The following is a 20,786-nucleotide window of genomic DNA, read 5'->3' on the forward strand; positions in this document are numbered from 1 at the left end:
GCCGTCGATGAGCGAAACTTCTTCTTCCGCAGCGCGCAGCGCCCCGGTCACGCCGTTCCGGGTCGCCGCGTTGCAGATGGTCAGCACGCCCGACGTCGCGCGCAATCGCGCCGACGCCGATCGTCTGATCGCCGATGCCGCCGCGCAAGGCGCACAGCTCGTGCTGCTGCCCGAATACTTCTGCTTCATGGGCCACAAGGACAGCGACAAGCTCGCCGTGCGCGAGCCGTACGGCGACGGCCCGATCCAGCACTTTCTCGCCGATGCCGCAAAGCGTCACAACGTGTGGATCATCGGCGGTACGCTGCCGCTCAAGGCGCCCGAAGAGAACCGCGTGCTCAACACCACGCTCGTGTTCGATCCAAGCGGCGCCGAGCGCGCGCGCTACGACAAGATCCATCTGTTCAGCTTCGAGAAAGGCGCCGAATCGTTCGACGAAGCACGCACGATCCGCCCCGGCACGGAGGTCAGCACCTTCGACGCGCCGTTCGGCAAGACCGGACTGTCGGTCTGCTACGATCTGCGCTTTCCCGAGCTGTACCGGCGCATGGGCGACTGCGCGCTGATGGTCGTGCCGTCGGCGTTCACCTACACCACGGGCCGCGCGCACTGGCAGACGCTGCTGCGCGCGCGCGCCGTCGAAAACCAGTGCTATGTGCTGGCCGCGGCGCAAGGCGGCACGCATGAGAACGGCCGCCGCACGTGGGGCCACAGCATGCTGATCGACCCATGGGGCGAAATCGTCGATGTGCTCGACGAGAATCCCGGCGTCGTGATCGGCGATATCGACCTCGATCGCATCGCCGCCGTACGCGCGAGCCTGCCCGCGTGGCGGCATCGCGTGCTGGACTGCAACTGACGTATCGATTCAAGCAAGCATCGATTCAAGCCAACAACGACACCACTACTCAGCGACCCAGGGCGTCTTGATTTCGCCGTACCGCGCCCGAATCTGCCGAATAAGCCGAACCCAGCCATCCGAAACTTCCATATTGAGCGCATGAACATCATCGAACCCGGCATCCGCAATCTGGCGACCGCGAAGGAAGTGCTCCTCGCGCCCTACGGCCTCGACGAGGCGCTGCTCACGCGCACGCTCGGCGAGATTTTCACGCACCGCGTCGATTACGCCGATCTCTACTTCCAGGCCACCCGCAGCGAGGCATGGAGCCTGGAGGAAGGCATCGTCAAGTCGGGCAGTTTCAGCATCGACCAGGGCGTCGGCGTGCGCGCCGTGTCCGGCGAGCGCACCGCTTTCGCGTACTCAGACGATCTTTCGCCCGAAGCGATCCGCCAGGCGGCCATCGCCACGCGCTCGATCGCCAAGGCCGGCGGCGGCAAGCAGAAGATCCAGGTGGCCACTTCGCTCAAGGGCGTGGCGGGCCGCGATCTGTACCTGCCGTCCGATCCGCTCGCCTCGCTCGACGCCACCGAAAAGGTCAAGCTGCTTGAGCGCGTCGAGCAGATGGCGCGCAGCCGCGACCCGCGCATCACCCAGGTGATGGCCGCGCTCGCCGGCGAATATGACGTCGTGCTGGTCGCGCGCAGCGACGGCGTGCTGGCGGCCGATATCCGCCCGCTCGTGCGCGTGTCCGTCACGGTGATCGCCGAGCAGAACGGCCGCCGCGAGATCGGCAACGGCGGCGGCGGCGGTCGCTACGACTACGGCTATTTCACCGACGACGTGCTCTCGAAGTACGTCGACGACGCCGTGCATGCGGCGCTCGTGAACCTCGAAGCGCGTCCGGCTCCGGCAGGCGCAATGACCGTCGTGCTCGGCCCGGGCTGGCCCGGCGTGCTGCTGCACGAGGCGATCGGCCACGGTCTGGAAGGCGACTTCAACCGCAAGGGTTCGTCGGCGTTCGCGGGGCAGATCGGCGAGCGTGTGGCCGCCAAGGGCGTCACGGTGGTGGACGACGGCACGATCCCCAACCGCCGCGGCTCGCTCAACATCGACGACGAAGGCAACCCGACGCAGTGCACGACGCTGATCGAGGACGGCATTCTCAAGGGCTACATCCAGGACTCGCTCAATGCGCGCCTGATGAAGATGCCCGTGACCGGCAACGCGCGCCGCGAATCCTACGCCGCCCTGCCGATGCCGCGCATGACCAACACGTACATGCTCAACGGCGACAAGGATCCGCAGGAAATTCTCGCATCGGTGAAAAACGGCCTGTATGCGGTGAACTTCGGCGGCGGCCAGGTGGACATCACCAACGGCAAGTTCGTGTTCTCGGCCTCCGAGGCCTACATGATCGAAGACGGCAAGATCACCTACCCCGTGAAGGGCGCGACGCTGATCGGCAGCGGCCCGGAATCGCTCAAGTACGTGAGCATGATCGGCAACGACATGCGCCTGGATTCGGGCGTGGGCGTGTGCGGCAAGGAGGGCCAGAGCGTGCCGGTGGGCGTCGGCCAGCCGACGCTGCGCATCGACCGCATGACGGTCGGCGGCACGGTCTGACGCTTTTATCTGGCCGGTCGGCGTGAAGCCGATACGCAGGCTTCATGCATGGCGATGCGGGAAATCCGCATCGCCATGCGGGATTCCTGCATCGAGACTGGATTTTTCGCGAATCACCCGCTTTTTCTGCGCAACCCGCTTGCCAGCCTGAAGAAGGCCGGGTTATAAAGGCAATCACCCTTTTCGACGCAACGAACCGATTTCGCCATGTTCGCCACGAAGTTTTACTTTTACTTCTTTTGGTATCTCAGACCGCTGGCGGATCGAGAGGGTTGATAGTACGCGCAGGACCCCGAACAAACGAGAAACCGCCAGCAAAGCCTGGCGGTTTTTTTTCGTCTGGCTTCTTTGGCCTTCACTCATACGAGCCTCACTTTCATCTAGCAGATTGCCGCCGTTTCGCCTCGCGAAGCACGCTACACAGGATCAGGAGAAAACAACATGCCCCCGCACAACACCGACGATGTCCGCATTCGCGAGCTCAAGGAACTCACGCCGCCCGCACACCTGATCCGCGAATTCCCGTGCTCGGAAGCCGCTTCCACGCTGATCTTCGAATCGCGCCGCGCGCTGCATCGCATCCTGCACGGCATGGATGACCGCCTCGTCGTGGTGATCGGCCCGTGCTCGATCCACGACACCAAGGCCGCGATCGACTACGCGAAGAAGCTGGTGCAGGAGCGCGAACGCTTCAAGAACGAGCTGGAAATCGTGATGCGCGTTTACTTCGAAAAGCCGCGCACGACGGTGGGCTGGAAGGGTCTCATCAACGACCCGTTCATGGACAACAGCTTCAAGATCAACGACGGCCTGCGCACCGCGCGCGAGCTGCTCGTGTCGATCAACGAACTCGGCCTGCCGGCGGGCACCGAATACCTCGACATGATCAGCCCGCAGTACATCGCCGACCTGATCTCGTGGGGCGCGATCGGCGCGCGCACGACCGAGTCGCAGGTGCACCGCGAACTGGCCTCGGGTCTCTCCTGCCCGGTCGGTTTCAAGAACGGCACGGACGGCAACGTCAAGATCGCCGTCGATGCGATCAAGGCCGCGTCGCAGCCGCACCATTTCCTGTCGGTGACGAAGGGCGGCCATTCGGCCATCGTGTCGACCGCAGGCAATGAGGACTGCCACGTGATCCTGCGCGGCGGCAAGACGCCGAACTATGACGCGGAAAGCGTCAACGCGGCGTGCAACGACATCGGCAAGGCGGGTCTCGCCGCGCGTCTGATGATCGACGCGAGCCACGCGAACAGCTCGAAGAAGCACGAAAACCAGATCCCCGTCTGCGCCGATATCGGCCGCCAGATTGCGGGCGGCGACGAGCGCATCGTCGGCGTGATGGTGGAATCGCACCTCGTGGCGGGCCGCCAGGATCTGAAGGAAGGCTGCGAGCTGACCTACGGCCAGAGCATCACCGATGCGTGCATTAGCTGGGACGAAAGCGTGGGCGTGCTCGAAGGGCTCGCCGAAGCGGTCAAGCAGCGCCGGATTGCGCGCGGCAGCGGCAACTGACCGGCTGCGCTAGAAGCGTGATGACGTGAAAAAGCCCGGCCAGTTTTTACCCTGGCCGGGCTTTTTTGCGACTGCTCATGGGCGCTCGGTCGCGATCAATCGCACTTGTTCGCGCTCAATCGAGCATCCCCGAACCGAAGATTTCCGTGTGGATGCGCGATGCGTCCACGCCGCGCGCCACCAGCGCCTCGCGCTGCGCGCGCATGAAGGCGACCGGGCCGCAGATGTAGTAATCGGCATCGGGCAGCATCACGTCGGCTTCGATGCGCGCGATATCGACGCGGCCTTCGAAGTCATAATCCTGGCCCGGCTGATCGTCCGCGCCCACGGCCTCGAAGAACACCGCGCGCTTGAGGTTCGGATGCTCGGCGGCGCTGCGGCGCAGCCAGTCGCGGAACGCATGCACGCGGCCATTGCGGCAGGCATGCACGAACGTGACCTGGCGTTCGCTGCGCTCGGCCATCAGCGTTGCCAGCATCGACGCCATCGGCGTAATGCCGACGCCGCCGCTGATCAGCACGACCGGCGTGGTCTTCTGGCGATCGAGCTTGAATTCGCCCATCGGCGCACTGACGTGGACGATCGCGCCCTGCTCGACGCCGTCGTGCATCAGGTTCGACACGTGGCCCGGCTGCACGGCGCCCGAACCGCTGCCACCCTTTTCGCGCTTCACCGAAATCCGCAGCCAGCGGCCATGCGGCGCGTCGGACAGGCTGTACTGACGCGGCTGATCGACGCCAAGCTTGTCGACGAAGCGCGTCACGCTCACATACTGGCCCGGCTCGAAACCGCCTGCGGGCGAGCCGTCGGCGGGAGCGAGATAGAACGAGGTGATCTCGTCGCTTTCGACCTGCTTGCGCACGACCTTGAACGGACGGAAACCGCTCCACGGCGCCGCCTCATAGAGCTTCGCTTCCACGCCGATCATGATCTGCGCGAGCTGCTCGTACGCCACCGTCCACGCGTCGAGCGTCGGCTGATCGACGGCATCGCCCAGCACATCGACCACTGCGCCAAGCAGATGACGACCGACGATCGGATAGTGTTCCGGGCGGATGTTCAGGCTCGCGTGCTTGTGCGCGATATGCGTGACCGCGCCGCCCAGCGCGCCCAGATTGTCGATGTTCGCCGCGTAGGCGTAGACCGCGCGCGCCAGCGTTTCCGGCTGGCTGCCGCTTTGCTGGTGCGTCTGGTTGAAGAGGTTCTTCAGCTCCGGATGCGCATTGAACATGCGCTGATAGAAGTGCTTCGTGATGGTCGGGCCATGCTCGGCGAAAACGGGCGCGGTGGCCTTGACGCGGGCGATCTGGTCGGCGGTGAGCGCGGTCATTGCGGCTTCTCCTCGTTAAAGATGCACATAAGATACATCTTTAACGAGGCAGGCTGTCCGGGCAATTTGTCGCACCCCAGCAAATGCGCTGGCGCAGCGCTTTTGGGCCGCTGCGCCATAATTGCGCCCTTTTATTCGTTGCGGGACGGCTCGTCCGTCAGGCCGCGATCATGACGCCAGAGGACGTCGCTGCCACCCGCCGCGCGGTTGAGCACGCGCGCCAGCACGAACAGCAGATCGGAAAGCCGGTTCACGTAGCGGCGCGGCGTTTGCGCGAGCGCTGCGCCTGAGGCGGCGTCGTCCTGCTCCGCACCCAGCGCAACGATTGCCCGCTCCGCGCGCCGGCAGACCGTACGGCAGACATGTGCGAGCGACGCCGCGCGCGAACCGGCGGGCAGGATGAACTCCTTGAGCGGCGGAAGCGTCGCGTTGTACCCGGCGAGCCAGTCGTCGAGCCGCGCGAGGTGCGCGTCCGTGACGATCGTATGGCCGGGCATGCAAAGCTCGCCGCCCAGATCGAACAGGTCGTGCTGGATCGCGGTGAGTGCGGCGCGCACGTCGTCGGGCAACGTCTCGCAAAGCAGCACACCGATGTTCGAGTTCAGTTCGTCGACGTCGCCGATCGCGGCGATGCGCGCATCGTCCTTGCGCACGCGGCTGCCGTCGCCGAGGCCGGTCGTACCGTCGTCGCCGGTGCGCGTGGCGATCTTGCTCAGGCGATTGCCCATATGTGTCTCTCCAGAATCCAGAATCGTAAAGCAGCAAAGATGCGATTGTCTCGCGTGCGGGCCCCTCGCGAATCGTGCAGCGCAGCAATGCGGCGCCCCCCCGGGCTGTCCCCGCCTCTCAGGCCGGAACGTTGAGCGTAGAATCGACCGTTCGAAGCAGTGCGCCAAAGAGCATGTCCTGATCATGTCCAATAAGGAGACCCCCGCGTGAATCATCCCGCGCCGCCGACGCTCGAACGTCGCCCGTTCCCCGCCGATCTCCTTGACAGCCTGCGCAACGCCGTCGGCGAGCGCGTCTCCACCTCCGAAGCCGTGCGCGCCCATCATGGCCGCGACGAATCGCGCTTCGACCCGCAACTGCCCGACGCCGTCGTCTACGCGCATAGCACCGAAGAAGTCCAGGCCATCGTCAAACTGTGCGCCCAATACGGTGTGCCGATCATCCCCTACGGCAACGGTTCGTCGCTCGAAGGCCATCTGCTGGCCGTGCAGGGCGGCGTCTCGATCGATCTTTCGCAGATGAATCGCGTGCTCGCGATCAACGCTGAAGACCTGACCGTCACGGTCGAGCCGGGCATTTCGCGCAAGCAACTCAACGAAGCGCTGCGCGACACGGGCCTGTTCTTCCCGATCGATCCGGGTGCGGACGCGAGCATCGGCGGCATGTCGGCGACGCGCGCCTCGGGCACCAACGCCGTGCGCTACGGCACGATGCGCGAGAACGTACTCGGCCTGAGCGCCGTGCTCGCCGACGGCCGCGTCATCAAGACCGGCACGCGCGCACGCAAGTCGTCGGCGGGCTACGACCTCACGCGGCTGTTCGTGGGCTCCGAAGGCACGCTCGGCATCATCACCGAAATCACGGTGCGGCTCTATCCGCAGCCGGAAGCAGTGTCGGCGGCGATCTGCGCATTCCCGTCGATGGCCGAAGCCGTGCGCAGCGTGATCGAAACCATTCAGATCGGCGTGCCGATCGCGCGCGTGGAGTTCATCGACGCGCTCGCGGTGCGTGCAATCAACAAGCATTCGAACCTGACGCTGCGCGAAAAGCACACGCTGTTCTTCGAGTTCCACGGTACCGAAGCCGGTGTCGCCGAACAGGCGCAGCTCGTGCAGGAGATCGCGGCGCAAAACGGCGGTGAAGGCTTCGAATGGGCCACCCGCCCCGAAGACCGCAGCCGTCTGTGGAACGCGCGTCACAGCGCCTACTTCGCGATGCTGCAACTGAGGCCTGGCTGCCGCGCGGTGACGACCGACGTATGCGTGCCGATCTCGCGCCTCGCTGAATGCGTGGTGGAAACCGAAGCCGACCTGATGGCGTCGCCGCTGCCTTGCCCGATTGTCGGCCATGTGGGCGACGGCAATTTTCATGTGGCAATCCTGATCGATCCGGACAAGCCCGAGGAAATCGACGAAGCCGAGCGCCTGAACCACCGCATCGTGCAGCGCGCGATCCGCATGGACGGCACCTGCACGGGCGAGCACGGCGTGGGCCTGCACAAGATGGACTTCCTTATCGAGGAACACGGCGCGGACACGATCGACACCATGCGCGCCATCAAGCACGCGCTCGATCCGCACAACCTCATGAATCCGGGCAAGATTTTCAGCTGGGCCGCCTGATCCGGAAACAGTCAACGAGGAGCAGACATGAACGCACCGGATGCGAACACGGCAATGATTCCCGGCGAAGCCCCGGAACTCACGCCAGAAGCCCTCGCGCAGCGCCAGCGCGAAGTCGTGCAGGCGCTGATGGCCGTGCTGCCCGCGCATTGCCTGCTGCACCGCGAGGAAGACACGGTCGCCTACGAGTGCGACGGCCTCGCCGCCTATCGTCGCCTGCCGCTTGCGGTCGCGCTGCCGGAAACCGAATCGCAGGTGCAGCGCATCGTGCAGATCTGCCGCCGCCTGGACGTGCCGGTCGTGCCGCGCGGCGCGGGCACGGGCCTGTCGGGCGGCGCCATGCCGATTCGCCACGGCATCGTGCTGTCGCTGGCGCGCTTCCGGCGCATTCTCGAAGTCGATCCTTACGCGCGCACGGCCACCGTGCAGCCGGGCGTGCGCAACCTCGCGGTGTCCGACGCCGCCGCGCCCTACGGCCTCTACTACGCGCCCGATCCGTCGTCGCAGATCGCCTGCACGATCGGCGGCAATGTCTCCGAGAACTCGGGTGGCGTGCATTGCCTCAAGTACGGCCTCACCGTGCATAACGTGCTGCGCGTGCGCGCGGTCACGATGGACGGCGAGATCGTCGAATTCGGTTCGCTCGCACCCGATGCGCCTGGCCTCGACCTGCTCGCCGTGATGATCGGCAGCGAAGGCATGTTCGCAATCGTCACCGAAGTCACCGTCAAGTTGATCCCGCGCCCGCAGACCGCGCAGGTCATCATGGCGAGCTTCGACGATGTCGTGAAAGGCGGCGACGCCGTAGCGGGCATCATTGCCTCGGGCATCATCCCTGCGGGGCTGGAGATGATGGACAAACCGGCCACGCAAGCGGTCGAAGAGTTCGTCAAGGCGGGCTACGACCTCGACGCCGCCGCGATCCTGCTGTGCGAAGCCGACGGCACGCCCGAAGAAGTCGCCGAGGAAATCGCGCGCACGACCGCCGTGCTGCGCGAGCATGGCGCAACGCGCATCCAGATTTCGCGCACCGAGGAAGAACGCCTGCGCTTCTGGTCGGGCCGCAAGAACGCGTTCCCCGCCGCCGGACGCATCTCGCCCGACTATTACTGCATGGACGGCACGGTGCCGCGCCGCGCAATCGGCCCGCTGCTTGCTCGCATCCACGAGATGGAGCAGCAGTACAAGCTGCGCTGCATCAACGTGTTCCACGCGGGCGACGGCAACATGCACCCGCTGATTCTCTTCAACGGCAACGACCAGGACGAATGGCACCGCGCGGAGGCCTTCGGCTCGGACATTCTCGAAACCTGCGTCGAGCTGGGCGGCACGGTCACGGGCGAGCATGGCGTGGGCATCGAAAAGATCAATTCGATGTGCGTGCAGTTCTCGCCGGAAGAGCGCGACGCGTTCCATGCTGTGAAGCACGCGTTCGACCCGGCCAGGCTGCTTAATCCCGATAAGGGTATTCCCACGCGGGCGCGCTGCGCCGAGTACGGGCGCATGCACGTGCGCGGCAATCTGCTGCCACATCCCGATATTCCGCGTTTCTGATTCTCGCCCGATCGCACCACGCGTTGCGCTATGAGCGGCGCGCGGTGTGACGTGCGTTATCGCGTGCGTCGCGACGCGTCGCGCGGGCGTTGCGCCCGCTTTCGGCGCGCGCCGCCATGCGGGCGTGCCCCTGGTTGTCAGCACGGGACGCGTCAGTACAATCGAACGAGCCACAACGACAACCGCGCCAGCTAGCGCCTGAACGAACGCGCCAAGAAACACGCCATGGGAAGCATGCAAGAGGACGACATCGTCGCGGTCTGGTCTGAGCGCGTCCGCGCCGCGAGCGCCGACGGCAAGCCGTTGCGCATACGCGGCGGCGGCACCAAGGACTGGTACGGCCAGGCGCTCGAAGGCGAGGTGCTCGATACGCGCGCGCATCGGGGCATCATCGCGTACGACCCTGCGGAGCTGGTAATCACGGCGCGCGCGGGCACACCGCTTCTCGAAATCGAACATGCGCTCGCCACGCATGGCCAGATGCTGGCCTTCGAGCCGCCTCACTTCGGCCCGCAGGCCACCTTCGGCGGCTGCATCGCGGCGGGTCTGGCCGGGCCGCGCCGCGCAAGTGCGGGCGCCGCGCGCGACTTCGTGCTGGGCGCCGTCATCATGAACGGGCACGGCGCGGTGCTGCACTTCGGCGGCCAGGTCGTGAAGAACGTGGCTGGGTACGACGTCTCGCGCCTGCTGGCGGGTTCGCTCGGCACGCTCGGCCTGATTCTGGAGCTGTCCGTCAAAGTGCTGCCGGTGCCGCAGGCCGAAGCCACGCTGCGCTTCGACATGAACGGCACCGACGCCGTGCGCAAGCTCAACGAATGGGGCGGCCGCCCGCTGCCTATCACGGGCAGCGCATGGCGCAACGGCACGCTTGCCGTGCGCCTGGCCGGCGCGGAAGCCGGCGTGAAAGCCGCGCGAACCTCGCTTGGCGGCGAAGTCGTCGACGCCGTGGAGGCCGAACGCTTCTGGGCCGGCTTGCGCGAGCAGAGCGATCCGTTCTTCGCCTCGATCGCGCCCGACGCCGCGCTCTGGCGCCTCGCCTTGCCATCGATCGCCGAGCCGCTGCAGCTGCCCGGCGCGCAGTTGATGGAATGGGGCGGCGCGCAGCGCTGGTGGATCACCGAAACCGATGCACAGACCGTGCGCATCACCGCGAAACAGGCGGGCGGCCACGCAACCATTTTCCGCACCGGCCGCGGCTACGACCGCAGCGCGGGCGTGTTCACGCCGCTGCCCGCACCGCTCATGAAGATCCATCGCGGCCTGAAGGCCGCGTTCGACCCGGCCCGCATCTTCAATCGCGGCCGCCTGTATTCCGACTTCTGACCAGACCTTCACGCGGCGATGCAGACGAACCTCGCGGACTTCATTCGCAACACCCCCGACGGCGACGAAGCCGACGCGATCCTGCGCAAGTGCGTGCATTGCGGCTTCTGCACCGCGACCTGCCCGACCTACCAGTTGCTCGGCGACGAACTGGACGGCCCGCGCGGGCGCATCTATCTGATGAAACAGATGGTGGAAGGCGCGCCGGTGACGAAGAGTACGCTCACTCATCTGGATCGCTGCCTGACCTGCCGCAGCTGCGAAACGACCTGCCCGTCCGGCGTGCAGTACGGGCGGCTCGTGGAGGTCGGCCGCAAGCATGCCGAGCAGTTGGTGCCGCGCCCGCTGCGCCAGCGCCTGACACGCCGCTTCCTTGCGGGCTTCCTGCCGCGCCGGATGCTGTTCTCGCCCGCCATGCGCGTGGCCCAGCAGGTGCGCGCCCTGCTGCCCAGGCGCCTGCGCGACAAGGTGCCGGTGCGTCAGCGCCCGCTCGCCTGGCCGAGCGCAAAGCACGAGCGCAAGATGCTCATGCTCGCGGGCTGCGTGCAGCCTTCGATGATGCCCAATATCAACACGGCGACGGCGCGCGTGCTTGACGCGCTTGGCATCGAAACCCTCGTCGCGCCGCAGGCAGGCTGCTGCGGTGCGATCCGTCTGCATATGGGCTACACCGACGATGCGCTCGACGACGTGCGCACGAACATCGACGCCTGGTGGCCCTATGTCGAGCAAGGCGCCGAAGCGATCGTGATGAATGCCTCGGGCTGCGGCGCGACGGTCAAGGAGTACGCGCACCTCATGCGCAACGATCCGGCCTACGCGAGCAAGGCGCAGCGCATCGCCAGCCTCACGCGCGATCTCAGCGAAATCCTGCCCGCCTTCGAAGAAAGGCTGGTGGCGGCCACGCGCCGACGGGGCATTCATACGGTTGCGTACCACCCGCCCTGCACGTTGCAGCACGGCCAGCAACTGCGCGGCGGCGTGGAGAAAGTGCTGGGCGCGCTGGGCCTGGAGGTGCGCCTGCCCGCCGACAGTCACCTGTGCTGCGGCTCCGCCGGCACGTATTCGATCACGCAGCCGCGTCTTTCCTACACGCTGCGCAACCAGAAAGTCGACCGGCTCAAGGCGCTGGAGCCGCAGGTGATCGTATCGGCGAATATCGGCTGCATCGCGCATCTGCAAAGCGGCACGAAGATTCCGGTCACGCACTGGATCGAGCTGGTTGAGCATATGCTGGCGGCCAATTGACGAACATGGACATGCGGGTCAGGCGGGTTGCACCCCGGCTGAACCCTGGTTGCACTTTTACCGTCCCCCGGTAACATCCCGAGCCTAACGGAACGCCGCGCGCCCCGACAGTCGGCCATTCGGCCTATGACTTTTGGCGCACGCCTCGCGCCGCACGCAGTCCGTATAATTGGCCTCGTTCGTTTTCAGTGCGCCTAACCCAGTGCGCGGCCGCGGGCAGCGCAGCGCGGCCGGCCAGAATTCACATGACCGATCTCGCCCACCACCTCGAAGCCGTCCTGCAACGCATCGACGCTGCCGCCCACAATGCGCAGCGCGCGCCGGAGTCGGTCGCGCTCCTTGCGGTGTCCAAGACTTTCCCGGCCGGGGACGTGCGCGCCGCCCACGCGGCAGGCCAGCGAGCGTTCGGCGAAAACTATGTGCAGGAAGCCGTGGACAAGATCGAGGCGCTCGCCGACCTGCGGGCGGACATCGAATGGCATTTCATCGGGCCGCTGCAATCGAACAAGACGCGCCCCGTGGCGGAGCGTTTCGACTGGGTGCATTCGGTCGACCGCCTGAAGATCGCGCAACGCCTGTCCGAGCAGCGCCCGGCCGATATGGCGCCGCTCAACGTCTGCCTGCAGGTCAACGTGAGCGGCGAAGACTCCAAAAGCGGCGTCGCGCCGCAAGAAGCCGCGCAGGTCGCGCATGCGATCGCCGCGCTGCCCAATCTGCGCCTGCGCGGGCTGATGTCGATTCCCGAACCGGCGCAGACGCTCGACGCACAGCGCGCGCCACATCGCCGCCTGCGCGAGCTGTTCGAAGCGCTGCGCGCCGACGGCCTCGCGCTCGACACGCTCTCGATGGGCATGTCGGCGGATCTCGAAGCAGCGGTGCTCGAAGGCGCGACCATCGTGCGCGTCGGCACCGCGATCTTCGGCGCACGCGATTACTCTCACTGATTTACCGACTGACCCACCGATTCACTGACGCACTCCAACACCATGAAAATTGCCTTCATCGGCGGCGGCAACATGGCCGCTGCACTCATCGGCGGCCTCATCCGCAAGGGCGTCCCGGCCGCGAATCTGTATGCGATCGATCCGAACGAAGACGCGCGCAAGCGCACCGCCGACCAGTTCGGCGTGCAAACGGGCGCAGCAGCGGACAGTGCGCTCGCGGCCTATGACGCGGTTCTGATCGCGGTCAAACCGCAGATCGCCAAGGCAGTTGCCGAAGGCCTCGCGCCGCATCTGGGCGCGCACCAGGTCGTCATCAGCATCATGGCCGGTATCCGTATCGACGATCTGTCGCGCTGGCTCGGCGGCCACGCGCGCGTCGTGCGCACGATGCCCAACACGCCTGCGCTGATCGGCATGGGTGCGACGGGTCTGGTCGCGAGCAACGGCGTGGACGAGGCAGGCCGCGAACTCGCATCGAACGTACTGGGTGCGGTCGGCCAGACGGTATGGTTCGACGACGAAGGCAAGATCGACGCCGTCACGGCGATCTCGGGCAGCGGCCCGGCCTATGTGTTCTATTTCATCGAGGCGCTCGAAGAAGCCGCGCGTCAGCTCGGCATGGACGAGCAACAGGGCCGCGCGCTCGCCATCGCGACCTTCACGGGCGCGGCGCAACTGGCGCTCAATTCTGACGAACCGCCTGCCGTGCTGCGCGAGCGCGTGACGTCCAAGGGCGGCACGACGGCGGCGGCGCTCGCCTCGTTTGACGCATCGGGGATCAAGGACGCGATCGTGCGCGGCGCGCTCGCCGCCGATGCGCGCGCGAAGGAAATGGGCAAGGAATTCGGCGCGCAATAAGTGCGGTTTCGGCTGAAATGAAAAAGCGCCGGGTTGATCGAACCCGGCGCTTTTTCACATCTGGAACCTGCGATGACGAGGCTTACATGCCCGCCGCCGCGTAATGCGCCGCGATACCGACGAACAGCGCACCGCCCAGCCAGTTGTTGTGACGGAACGCGGCGAAGCACGGCATGCGCTCGCGATCCTTGATCAGCGAGTAGTGATAGACCGCGCAGCCCGCGGCCGCCGCCCAGCCGAGCCAGTAGAGCACGCCGAATTGCTGCGTGAGCCCCACCCAGACGTAGATGCCGAGCGTGAATGCGTAGCAGAGCATGATCGCGAGCACGTCAAAGCGGCCAAACGTGAGCGCCGAGGTGCGGATGCCGATCTTGATATCGTCGTCGCGATCGACCATCGCGTATTCGGTGTCATAGGCCACCGACCAGAACACATTCGCGATCAGCATGATCCACGCGAGCATCGGCACATGATCCTGAATGGCGGCGAACGCCATCGGGATGCCAAAGCCGAACGCGATGCCCAGATACGCCTGCGGAATCGCGAAAAAGCGCTTGGTGAACGGATACGAACCCGCCACGAACAGCGCGACCACCGACAGTTCCTTCGTGAGCGCGTTCAGCGGCAGGATCAGCAGGAAGGAGACGATCGCGAGACCCGCGGCAATCGCCACCGCTTCCCACGCCCGGATGCGCCCCGAGGTGATGGGCCGCTCCGCCGTGCGCTTGACGTGGCGGTCGAAGTCGCGGTCGGCGTAATCGTTGATCGCACAGCCCGCCGAGCGCATCAGCACGGTGCCGAGCGTGAAGATCACCAGCAGCGAAAGCGACGGATGGCCGTTCGAGGCGATCCATAGCGCGTTGAGCGTCGGCCACAGCAGCAGCAGGCTGCCGATCGGCTTGTCCATGCGGACGAGGCGCAGATAGAGCGGAAGTCGGGCGAGCATGTTCGGGGCAGTAGAAGCGCAAAAGGCGGAAAAGTCGATGCGCTATTGTAGGCCACGCATGCGGCAGGCCGCCGTCAGCTTCGCCCGCCCGATGCGCGGGAAATCGGGCAATATCGGCGCGCCAGAAACAAAAAGCCCGCTGGGCCAGCCAGCGGGCTTTTCAACGAATCAGCAATCAATTCAGGCTCAAGCCAGCCTCAAGCCAGCATCGAACGCAGCATCCACGCCGTCTTTTCATGCGTCTGCATACGCTGCGTGAGCAGGTCGGCAGTCGGCTCGTCGTGGGCGGCTTCCGTCGCCGGGAAGATCGCGCGCGCGGTGCGCACCACGGCTTCCTGACCTTCCACCAGCTGGCGGATCATGTCTTCGGCGGCCGGCACGCCGTCCGCTTCCGGAATCGACGAGAGCCGCGCGAAGTCCTTGTAGGTGCCCGGTGCGTGCACACCCAGCGCGCGAATACGCTCGGCGATTGCGTCCACGGCCAGCGCCAGCTCGTTGTACTGCGTCTCGAACATCAGATGGAGCGTGTTGAACATCGGCCCCGTCACGTTCCAGTGGAAGTTGTGCGTCTTCAGGTACAGCGTGTACGTGTCAGCGAGCAGATGCGAGAGGCCGTCCGCGATCTTCTTGCGATCCTTGTCGGTAATGCCGATATTCACGTGCTGCACAGCAGATTTTTTGGCCATGACGACTCCTTTTGCAGTGAGACTACCCATCCGGAACGAAGCACTATCCGCATCACCGAGCCAATGCCGGTGAAGGCTGCGCGTTCGCTCGACTGGGCGTCAGTTTATCTTATCGGTGCCAGAAAACCGGGGCATCCGGCCCCGCAATCCAACTGGATCAAGCACCGTGCGTGCCCGCCGATCGGCTCTGCAGCACGCTCGTCTTAGTGCCCCGCGATGTGCGCAAGGATTTGCGTCAGAATCGCGACGAAACCGCTCGACAGGATCGCGAAGCCAATCACGCGGCGCACGATCTGCGTACCTTCCGCACGCGAACGCGCCATGTCGGCGCCACGGCCCGCGCCCACGGTCTTGAGTGTCATCGTCATCGTTCTGGTCATGATCGTGCTCCTTGCGGTTCCTGCGTTTCCCTAGGTTTGCCTAGGTTTGCCTAGTTGCCTGGATGTCTGGTGCGGCGAGGCGGTCTGCGCCCCGCCGCGGCTCCCTGCTTCTGCCTGCGGTTGTTATTCGCGGTTGAGTGAGACTCTATCAATAGCTATCGATAAATATAAATTAATTTATTATATCTATCGAATAGGTGTGGCTTATCGGGGCCTTAATACAGCCGCAGCAAAGGATCAGGACAGGGAAGCAGGCGGGCGAACGCCGCACCAGAGAAACGAAAACGCCGCGCATGAAGCGCGGCGCATCCAGCTAGACAGGCATCAGGCCGCTTCGGCGGGCGCCTCGATCTTCTTCACGCCCGGCAGGTCGCACGCGTTGATTGCGTCGACGATCGCCTCGATCGCCGGCATGCGCGTGAAGCTCTTGCGCCATGCCAGCACCACGCGGCGATCGGGCACCGGCTCGTCGAACGGCACGTAGGACAGCAGTCCCGAATCGACGCCGCCAGCGTGCGGCTTCACTTCGGTCACCGACATGCGCGGCAGCACCGTAATGCCGACGCCGCTCGCCACCATATGGCGAATGGTTTCCAGCGACGATCCTTCGAAGGTCTTCTGGATGCCGTCCGCGTTCTGCGAGAAGCGCATCAGTTCCGGGCACACGCCCAGCACGTGATCGCGGAAGCAGTGGCCGCTCCCGAGCAGCAACATGGTTTCCTGCTTGAGATCTTCCGGGTCGATCTTGTCGCGCTGTTCCCAGATGTGGCCCGACGGCAGCGCCACGACGAACGGCTCGTCGTAGAGCGGACGCAGCGTGAGCCCGGTTTCGGCGAACGGCAGCGCCATGATCGCGACGTCGATTTCGCCCTGCTTGAGCAGTTCGATCAGCTTGAGCGTGTAGTTCTCCTGCAGCATCAGCGGCATCTGCGGGACGCGCTTGATCATCTGCTTGACCAGCGTGGGCAGCAGGTAAGGCCCGATCGTGTAGATCACACCCAGACGCAGCGGCCCGACCAGCGGATCCTTGCCCTGCTTGGCGATTTCCTTGATCGCGAGCGTCTGCTCCAGCACGCGCTGCGCTTGCGTCACGATCTGCTCGCCGATGGGCGTCACGCTCACTTCGCTCGTGCCGCGTTCGAAGATCTGCACGTTCAGTTCGTCTTCGAGTTTCTTGATGGCGACCGACAGTGTCGGCTGGCTCACGAAGCAGGCTTCGGCGGCCCGTCCGAAGTGGCGCTCGCGGGCAACCGCGACGATGTATTTCAATTCAGTGAGCGTCATTTCATTGGGGACTAATCGAAAAGGGTGAATCAATAGCTTGTACTTATACACCTATGGCGGCGATTCGCCAATAATCAACGCCCCTATCGGGGGCGCGATCATGAACAGGGTCAGACGGTGAGAATGCGCGCAGGTTCCGCAGATGGCGTGCGCGAGGCGGCAATGGATTGTTTCCTACGCCTTCAGATACTGCTCGCGCGCGCCGAGCCAGCGATTGAGGTGCTGCGTGACCACGTGCGGATACTCGTGCAGCAGGCGTTCGGCGGCTTCGCGGGCCGGCTCGATCAGCCATGCGTCGTTTTCAAGGTTCGCGAAACGCAGCATCGCCGCGCCCGACTGGCGCGCGCCGAGGAACTCGCCGGGGCCACGAATTTCCAGGTCCCGGCGGGCGATCTCGAAGCCGTCGGTGGTTTCGCGCATGGTCTGCAGACGCTGGCGCCCGGTCAGCGAGAGCGGCCCGGTGTAAAGCAGCAGGCACACCGACGCCGCCGTGCCGCGCCCCACCCGCCCGCGCAACTGGTGCAACTGCGCGAGGCCGAAGCGCTCGGCGTGCTCGATCACCATGAGCGACGCGTTGGGCACGTCCACGCCCACTTCGATCACCGTGGTCGCCACCAGCAACTGCACTTCGTTGCGCGAGAACGCGTCCATCACGGCCGCCTTGTCCGCCGATGCGAGCCGCCCGTGCACGAGGCCGACGGACAGCTCCGGCAGCGCGGCCACCAGCGTCTCGTAGGTCTCCACGGCGGTCTGCAGTTGCAGCGTCTCGCTTTCCTCGATCAGCGGGCACACCCAGTACACCTGCCGCCCCGTCAGCGCTGCCGCACGCACTCGCGCGATCACTTCCTCGCGGCGCGCATCGGAGACGAGCTTGGTGAGAATCGGCGTGCGGCCTGGCGGCAGTTCGTCGATGGTGGAGACTTCGAGATCCGCGTAGTAGGTCATCGCGAGCGTGCGCGGGATCGGCGTCGCCGTCATCATCAGCTGATGCGGCTGGAACTCGCGCGCGGCGTCGTCGGGCGACTTCGCGTTTTGCGCCTTGGCGCGCAGCGCGAGCCGCTGCTCGACGCCAAAGCGATGCTGCTCGTCGACGATCACGAGGCCAAGCCGCGCGAATTCCACGGCGTCCTGAATAATCGCGTGCGTGCCGATCACGAGCTTCGCCGTGCCGAGCGCCGCGGCTTCCAGCGCAGCGCGCTTTTCCTTGGCCTTGAGGCTGCCCGAGAGCCACGCCACCTGCACGCCCAGCGGCTCTAGCCAGCCGCGCAGTTTGCGCGCGTGCTGCTCCGCGAGGATTTCGGTGGGCGCCATGAGCGCGGCCTGATAACCGGCGTCGATGGCCTGCGCGGCGGCGAGCGCGGCCACCACGGTCTTGCCCGCGCCCACATCGCCTTGCAGCAGACGCTGCATCGGGTGCGGCGCTTCCAGGTCCTGCGCGATCTCGCCGACCACGCGCTCCTGCGCATTCGTGAGCTTGAACGGCAGCGCTTCGCGCAGGCGCGCGAGCAGCGTCTCTTCGCTCTTGCGGCCCGCAACATGACGCGCCATCGCGGGGGCGGCGCGCGTGCGGCGCTCCTCGTGCGCGCGCTTGAGCGATAGCTGCTGCGCGAGCAGCTCGTCGAATTTGATGCGCGTCCAGGCGGGATGCGTGCCGTCGATCAGCTCGTTTTGATCGGCGTTGATGGGCGGGTGGTGCAGCGTCTTCACCGCATCCATGAGGCCTGGCACGTTGAGCGGCGCGAGGAATTCCTGCGCGATGGGCTCGGGCAGCAGTTCGGGCAGATGCGCGCGCGAGAGCGCGTTGTCGATGGCCTTGCGCAGATACGCCTGGCTCACGCCCGCCGTCGACGGATAGACCGGCGTGAGCGCCTGCGGCAACGGCGCATCGCCTTCGACGACCTTCACGGCCGGGTGCACCATCTCCATGCCGAAGAAGCCGCCGCGCACGTCGCCGCGCACGCGCAGGCGCTTGCCCACTGCCATTTGCGCGACCTGCGAGCCGTAGAAGTTCAGAAAGCGCAGATGCAGTTCGTCGCCGTTGTGGTCGCGCAGCTTGACGACCAGCTGCCGACGCGGGCGATAGGCGACTTCGTTGTCGAACACCACGCCTTCGGTCTGCTCGACGCCGCCGGGCAGCAACTCGCCAATGGGCGTGAGCGTGGTTTCGTCCTCGTAGCGCATCGGCAGATGCAGCACGAGGTCGATGGCGCTCTTCAGGCCCAGTTTGGCCAGGCGGTCGGCGGTCTTGGTGAGCTTGGGCTTGTCCTTGTCGTCCGCCTTTTCAGCGGTTTTTTCAGCGGCTTTCTTTGCGCTCGCACGCTTGCGCGGCACTTTCGCTTGCGGCGCGGCGTCGTGCGCTTCTGCGTGCGCTCCTGCGTTCATTTCGGCGTTCATTTCGGCGCGCGCGTCCGGCTGAGTGTCATCCCGCGCTTCATCGCGCGTTTCGTCCCGCATTTCGTCATCAGGGACGCTCGCGGGATCGGATTCGGCAATCATTCGGCTAACGGACGAGGGCATTGGCTGCTTCACAAGTACAATATCGGCTTTCCGGCATGGCGCGGCACGTCCGCGCATCGGCCTGCTGGTGTCGATGCACCCGTCAGGCCGGTTCCGCAATCATACTTGCTCGCTTCGCCCGAGCGGGCATCCAGGCCGTTTTTGGGGCGCAACCGTCCGGCGTTTGCGGACGCCCACGCTCATCACGCGCCCGCGCCGCCCGCCAGTCGCCGCGCCGTATCGTCGGCGCCTTACCGTTTTATCAGGCCGTATGTTCAAGCTTTCCGATTTCGATTTCGAGCTTCCCGAAGCGCTGATCGCGCAGACCGCCCTGCCCGAGCGCAGCGCGAGCCGTCTCCTGGAAGTCGATAACTCCGTTCAGCCCGCGCGGCTGACCGACCGCACGTTCGCCGACCTGCCCGCCTGCATCGCACCCGGCGACCTGCTCGTGTTCAACGATACCAAGGTGCTGAAGGCGCGCTTCTTCGGCCAGAAGGCCAGCGGCGGCAAGATCGAAGTGCTGGTCGAGCGCCTGACCGGCGCACGCACGGCGCTCGCGCAGATCCGCGCGAGCAAGAGCCCCGCTCCCGGCACGGTGCTGCGTCTGGCCGATGCATTCGACGTGACGGTCGGCGAGCGCGTCGAGCCGTTCTACACGCTGCACTTCCCCGACGACTGCCTGACGCTGATCGAGCAGTTCGGCCGCCTGCCGCTGCCGCCCTACATCACGCATGACGCCGACGCCGGCGATGAAACGCGCTACCAGACCGTGTTCGCGCAGAATCCGGGCGCGGTCGCCGCGCCGACCGCCGGTCTGCACTTCGACGACGCGCTGCTCGCCAGACTCGACGCGATGGGCGTCGAGCGCGCGACACTCACGCTGCACGTGGGCGCGGGCACGTTCCAGCCGGTGCGCGTGGAAAACATCGCCGAGCACAAGATGCACAGCGAGTGGTATCAGCTGCCGCAGTCGCTCGTCGACAAGATCGCCGCCACGCGCGCACGCGGTGGCCGCGTGATCGCCGTGGGCACGACGTCGATGCGCGCACTCGAAGCCGCCGCGCGCGACGCCGCGAACGAGAGCCGCGAACTCGCGGCGACCCAGGCGGAAACCGATATTTTCATCACGCCGGGCTATCAGTTCCGCGTGGTCGACCGGCTGGTCACGAACTTCCATTTGCCGAAATCGACGCTGCTGATGCTGGTGTCCGCGTTCGCAGGCATCGAAACGATTCGTGCTGCGTACAAACACGCCATTGCCGAGCGTTATCGCTTTTTCAGCTACGGCGACGCGATGTTGCTCACGCGCACGGAAGACGCGCTCAACCAGTAAATCGCCCAATTTCAGGCCGCCGCGCGATATCGATAAAACGTCGATTAGACGTCGATAAAGCGCGGCGGCGT

18 protein-coding genes are annotated in these 20,786 nt (G+C 65.6%); 10 read left to right on the plus strand and 8 right to left on the minus strand.

Annotated elements, in window-relative coordinates; genetic code table 11:
• Window positions 1-7: 7 nt before the first annotated feature.
• Window positions 8-859 (plus strand): carbon-nitrogen hydrolase family protein, encoded by an 852-nt coding sequence (locus tag BBA01S_RS12920; protein ID WP_027816814.1) that lies wholly within the window; start codon window positions 8-10, stop codon window positions 857-859.
• Between the two features lie 141 nt (window positions 860-1,000).
• A complete protein-coding gene (gene tldD, locus BBA01S_RS12925) occupies window positions 1,001-2,467 on the plus strand; it encodes a metalloprotease TldD (RefSeq protein ID WP_027816815.1) in 1,467 nt (488 codons plus the stop codon).
• Between the two features lie 174 nt (window positions 2,468-2,641).
• Here tldD and BBA01S_RS46795 read toward each other — a convergent pair whose 3' ends face one another.
• Window positions 2,642-2,830: a hypothetical protein gene (locus BBA01S_RS46795; RefSeq protein ID WP_156965928.1), complete on the minus strand. Its 189-nt coding sequence runs from the start codon at window positions 2,828-2,830 to the stop codon at window positions 2,642-2,644.
• A 78-nt stretch (window positions 2,831-2,908) separates the two neighbouring features.
• On the opposite strand from BBA01S_RS46795, the gene aroG reads away from it, so the two are divergent.
• Window positions 2,909-3,982, plus strand: a complete 1,074-nt coding sequence (gene aroG / locus BBA01S_RS12935) for a 3-deoxy-7-phosphoheptulonate synthase AroG (RefSeq protein WP_027816816.1) — start codon at window positions 2,909-2,911, stop codon at window positions 3,980-3,982.
• 115 nt (window positions 3,983-4,097) lie between these two features.
• On the opposite strand, the gene hmpA is transcribed toward aroG, so the two are convergent.
• Window positions 4,098-5,312, minus strand: coding sequence for an NO-inducible flavohemoprotein (gene hmpA, locus BBA01S_RS12940; RefSeq protein ID WP_027816817.1), 1,215 nt, complete (start codon window positions 5,310-5,312; stop codon window positions 4,098-4,100).
• 131 nt (window positions 5,313-5,443) lie between these two features.
• Entirely contained in the window at window positions 5,444-6,040 is a 597-nt protein-coding gene (locus tag BBA01S_RS12945) for a cob(I)yrinic acid a,c-diamide adenosyltransferase (protein WP_027816818.1), read from the minus strand.
• Window positions 6,041-6,247: 207 nt separating this feature from the next.
• On the opposite strand from BBA01S_RS12945, the gene BBA01S_RS12950 reads away from it, so the two are divergent.
• The 6 genes from BBA01S_RS12950 (at window position 6,248) to proC (ending at window position 13,590) form a co-directional block, all read left to right on the plus strand.
• Window positions 6,248-7,663, plus strand: a complete 1,416-nt coding sequence (locus tag BBA01S_RS12950; RefSeq protein WP_027816819.1) for an FAD-binding oxidoreductase — start codon at window positions 6,248-6,250, stop codon at window positions 7,661-7,663.
• Between the two features lie 27 nt (window positions 7,664-7,690).
• The gene (locus tag BBA01S_RS12955) at window positions 7,691-9,217 is read left to right on the plus strand and encodes an FAD-linked oxidase C-terminal domain-containing protein (protein ID WP_042296933.1); all 1,527 of its coding nucleotides are present in this window, start codon (window positions 7,691-7,693) and stop codon (window positions 9,215-9,217) included.
• 234 nt (window positions 9,218-9,451) lie between these two features.
• Complete coding sequence (gene glcE, locus BBA01S_RS12960; RefSeq protein ID WP_027816821.1) at window positions 9,452-10,540, plus strand: glycolate oxidase subunit GlcE; 1,089 nt, start codon at window positions 9,452-9,454, stop codon at window positions 10,538-10,540.
• 18 nt (window positions 10,541-10,558) lie between these two features.
• Entirely contained in the window at window positions 10,559-11,788 is a 1,230-nt protein-coding gene (glcF, locus tag BBA01S_RS12965) for a glycolate oxidase subunit GlcF (RefSeq protein ID WP_027816822.1), read from the plus strand.
• Between the two features lie 245 nt (window positions 11,789-12,033).
• Complete coding sequence (locus BBA01S_RS12970; RefSeq protein ID WP_027816823.1) at window positions 12,034-12,732, plus strand: YggS family pyridoxal phosphate-dependent enzyme; 699 nt, start codon at window positions 12,034-12,036, stop codon at window positions 12,730-12,732.
• A 42-nt stretch (window positions 12,733-12,774) separates the two neighbouring features.
• Window positions 12,775-13,590 (plus strand): pyrroline-5-carboxylate reductase, encoded by an 816-nt coding sequence (gene proC, locus BBA01S_RS12975; RefSeq protein ID WP_027816824.1) that lies wholly within the window; start codon window positions 12,775-12,777, stop codon window positions 13,588-13,590.
• Window positions 13,591-13,672: 82 nt separating this feature from the next.
• On the opposite strand, the gene ubiA is transcribed toward proC, so the two are convergent.
• The 5 genes from ubiA to recG form a co-directional block, all read right to left on the minus strand.
• Window positions 13,673-14,536 (minus strand): 4-hydroxybenzoate octaprenyltransferase, encoded by an 864-nt coding sequence (gene ubiA, locus BBA01S_RS12980; RefSeq protein ID WP_027816825.1) that lies wholly within the window; start codon window positions 14,534-14,536, stop codon window positions 13,673-13,675.
• Window positions 14,537-14,733: 197 nt separating this feature from the next.
• Window positions 14,734-15,222, minus strand: a complete 489-nt coding sequence (locus BBA01S_RS12985) for a Dps family protein (RefSeq protein WP_027816826.1) — start codon at window positions 15,220-15,222, stop codon at window positions 14,734-14,736.
• A 203-nt stretch (window positions 15,223-15,425) separates the two neighbouring features.
• Window positions 15,426-15,602: a hypothetical protein gene (locus BBA01S_RS46800; RefSeq protein WP_156965929.1), complete on the minus strand. Its 177-nt coding sequence runs from the start codon at window positions 15,600-15,602 to the stop codon at window positions 15,426-15,428.
• Between the two features lie 324 nt (window positions 15,603-15,926).
• Window positions 15,927-16,886 carry a hydrogen peroxide-inducible genes activator gene (locus BBA01S_RS12995; protein WP_027816827.1) on the minus strand — a complete coding sequence of 320 codons (960 nt, stop codon included), beginning with the start codon at window positions 16,884-16,886 and terminating at the stop codon, window positions 15,927-15,929.
• 174 nt (window positions 16,887-17,060) lie between these two features.
• Window positions 17,061-19,403 carry an ATP-dependent DNA helicase RecG gene (gene recG / locus BBA01S_RS13000; protein ID WP_042296936.1) on the minus strand — a complete coding sequence of 781 codons (2,343 nt, stop codon included), beginning with the start codon at window positions 19,401-19,403 and terminating at the stop codon, window positions 17,061-17,063.
• A gap of 250 nt (window positions 19,404-19,653) precedes the next feature.
• Between recG and queA the strand changes: the two genes are divergently transcribed.
• Window positions 19,654-20,715: a tRNA preQ1(34) S-adenosylmethionine ribosyltransferase-isomerase QueA gene (gene queA / locus BBA01S_RS13005; protein WP_027816829.1), complete on the plus strand. Its 1,062-nt coding sequence runs from the start codon at window positions 19,654-19,656 to the stop codon at window positions 20,713-20,715.
• Window positions 20,716-20,786 lie beyond the last annotated feature (71 nt).

The sequence above is a fragment of the Paraburkholderia bannensis NBRC 103871 genome (assembly GCF_000685015.1).
Taxonomy (GTDB): domain Bacteria; phylum Pseudomonadota; class Gammaproteobacteria; order Burkholderiales; family Burkholderiaceae; genus Paraburkholderia; species Paraburkholderia bannensis.

Coding starts and splice junctions, on each gene's coding strand:
- BBA01S_RS46800 (WP_156965929.1), bottom strand. CDS start 15,602: ATGACCAGAACGATGACGATGACACTCAAGACCGTGGGCGCGGGCCGT.
- BBA01S_RS12920 (WP_027816814.1), top strand. CDS start 8: ATGAGCGAAACTTCTTCTTCCGCAGCGCGCAGCGCCCCGGTCACGCCG.
- hmpA (WP_027816817.1), bottom strand. CDS start 5,312: ATGACCGCGCTCACCGCCGACCAGATCGCCCGCGTCAAGGCCACCGCG.
- tldD (WP_027816815.1), top strand. CDS start 1,001: ATGAACATCATCGAACCCGGCATCCGCAATCTGGCGACCGCGAAGGAA.
- glcF (WP_027816822.1), top strand. CDS start 10,559: ATGCAGACGAACCTCGCGGACTTCATTCGCAACACCCCCGACGGCGAC.
- BBA01S_RS12945 (WP_027816818.1), bottom strand. CDS start 6,040: ATGGGCAATCGCCTGAGCAAGATCGCCACGCGCACCGGCGACGACGGT.
- BBA01S_RS12985 (WP_027816826.1), bottom strand. CDS start 15,222: ATGGCCAAAAAATCTGCTGTGCAGCACGTGAATATCGGCATTACCGAC.
- BBA01S_RS46795 (WP_156965928.1), bottom strand. CDS start 2,830: ATGAGTGAAGGCCAAAGAAGCCAGACGAAAAAAAACCGCCAGGCTTTG.
- BBA01S_RS12970 (WP_027816823.1), top strand. CDS start 12,034: ATGACCGATCTCGCCCACCACCTCGAAGCCGTCCTGCAACGCATCGAC.
- recG (WP_042296936.1), bottom strand. CDS start 19,403: ATGCCCTCGTCCGTTAGCCGAATGATTGCCGAATCCGATCCCGCGAGC.
- BBA01S_RS12955 (WP_042296933.1), top strand. CDS start 7,691: ATGAACGCACCGGATGCGAACACGGCAATGATTCCCGGCGAAGCCCCG.
- BBA01S_RS12995 (WP_027816827.1), bottom strand. CDS start 16,886: ATGACGCTCACTGAATTGAAATACATCGTCGCGGTTGCCCGCGAGCGC.
- proC (WP_027816824.1), top strand. CDS start 12,775: ATGAAAATTGCCTTCATCGGCGGCGGCAACATGGCCGCTGCACTCATC.
- glcE (WP_027816821.1), top strand. CDS start 9,452: ATGCAAGAGGACGACATCGTCGCGGTCTGGTCTGAGCGCGTCCGCGCC.
- queA (WP_027816829.1), top strand. CDS start 19,654: ATGTTCAAGCTTTCCGATTTCGATTTCGAGCTTCCCGAAGCGCTGATC.
- ubiA (WP_027816825.1), bottom strand. CDS start 14,536: ATGCTCGCCCGACTTCCGCTCTATCTGCGCCTCGTCCGCATGGACAAG.
- aroG (WP_027816816.1), top strand. CDS start 2,909: ATGCCCCCGCACAACACCGACGATGTCCGCATTCGCGAGCTCAAGGAA.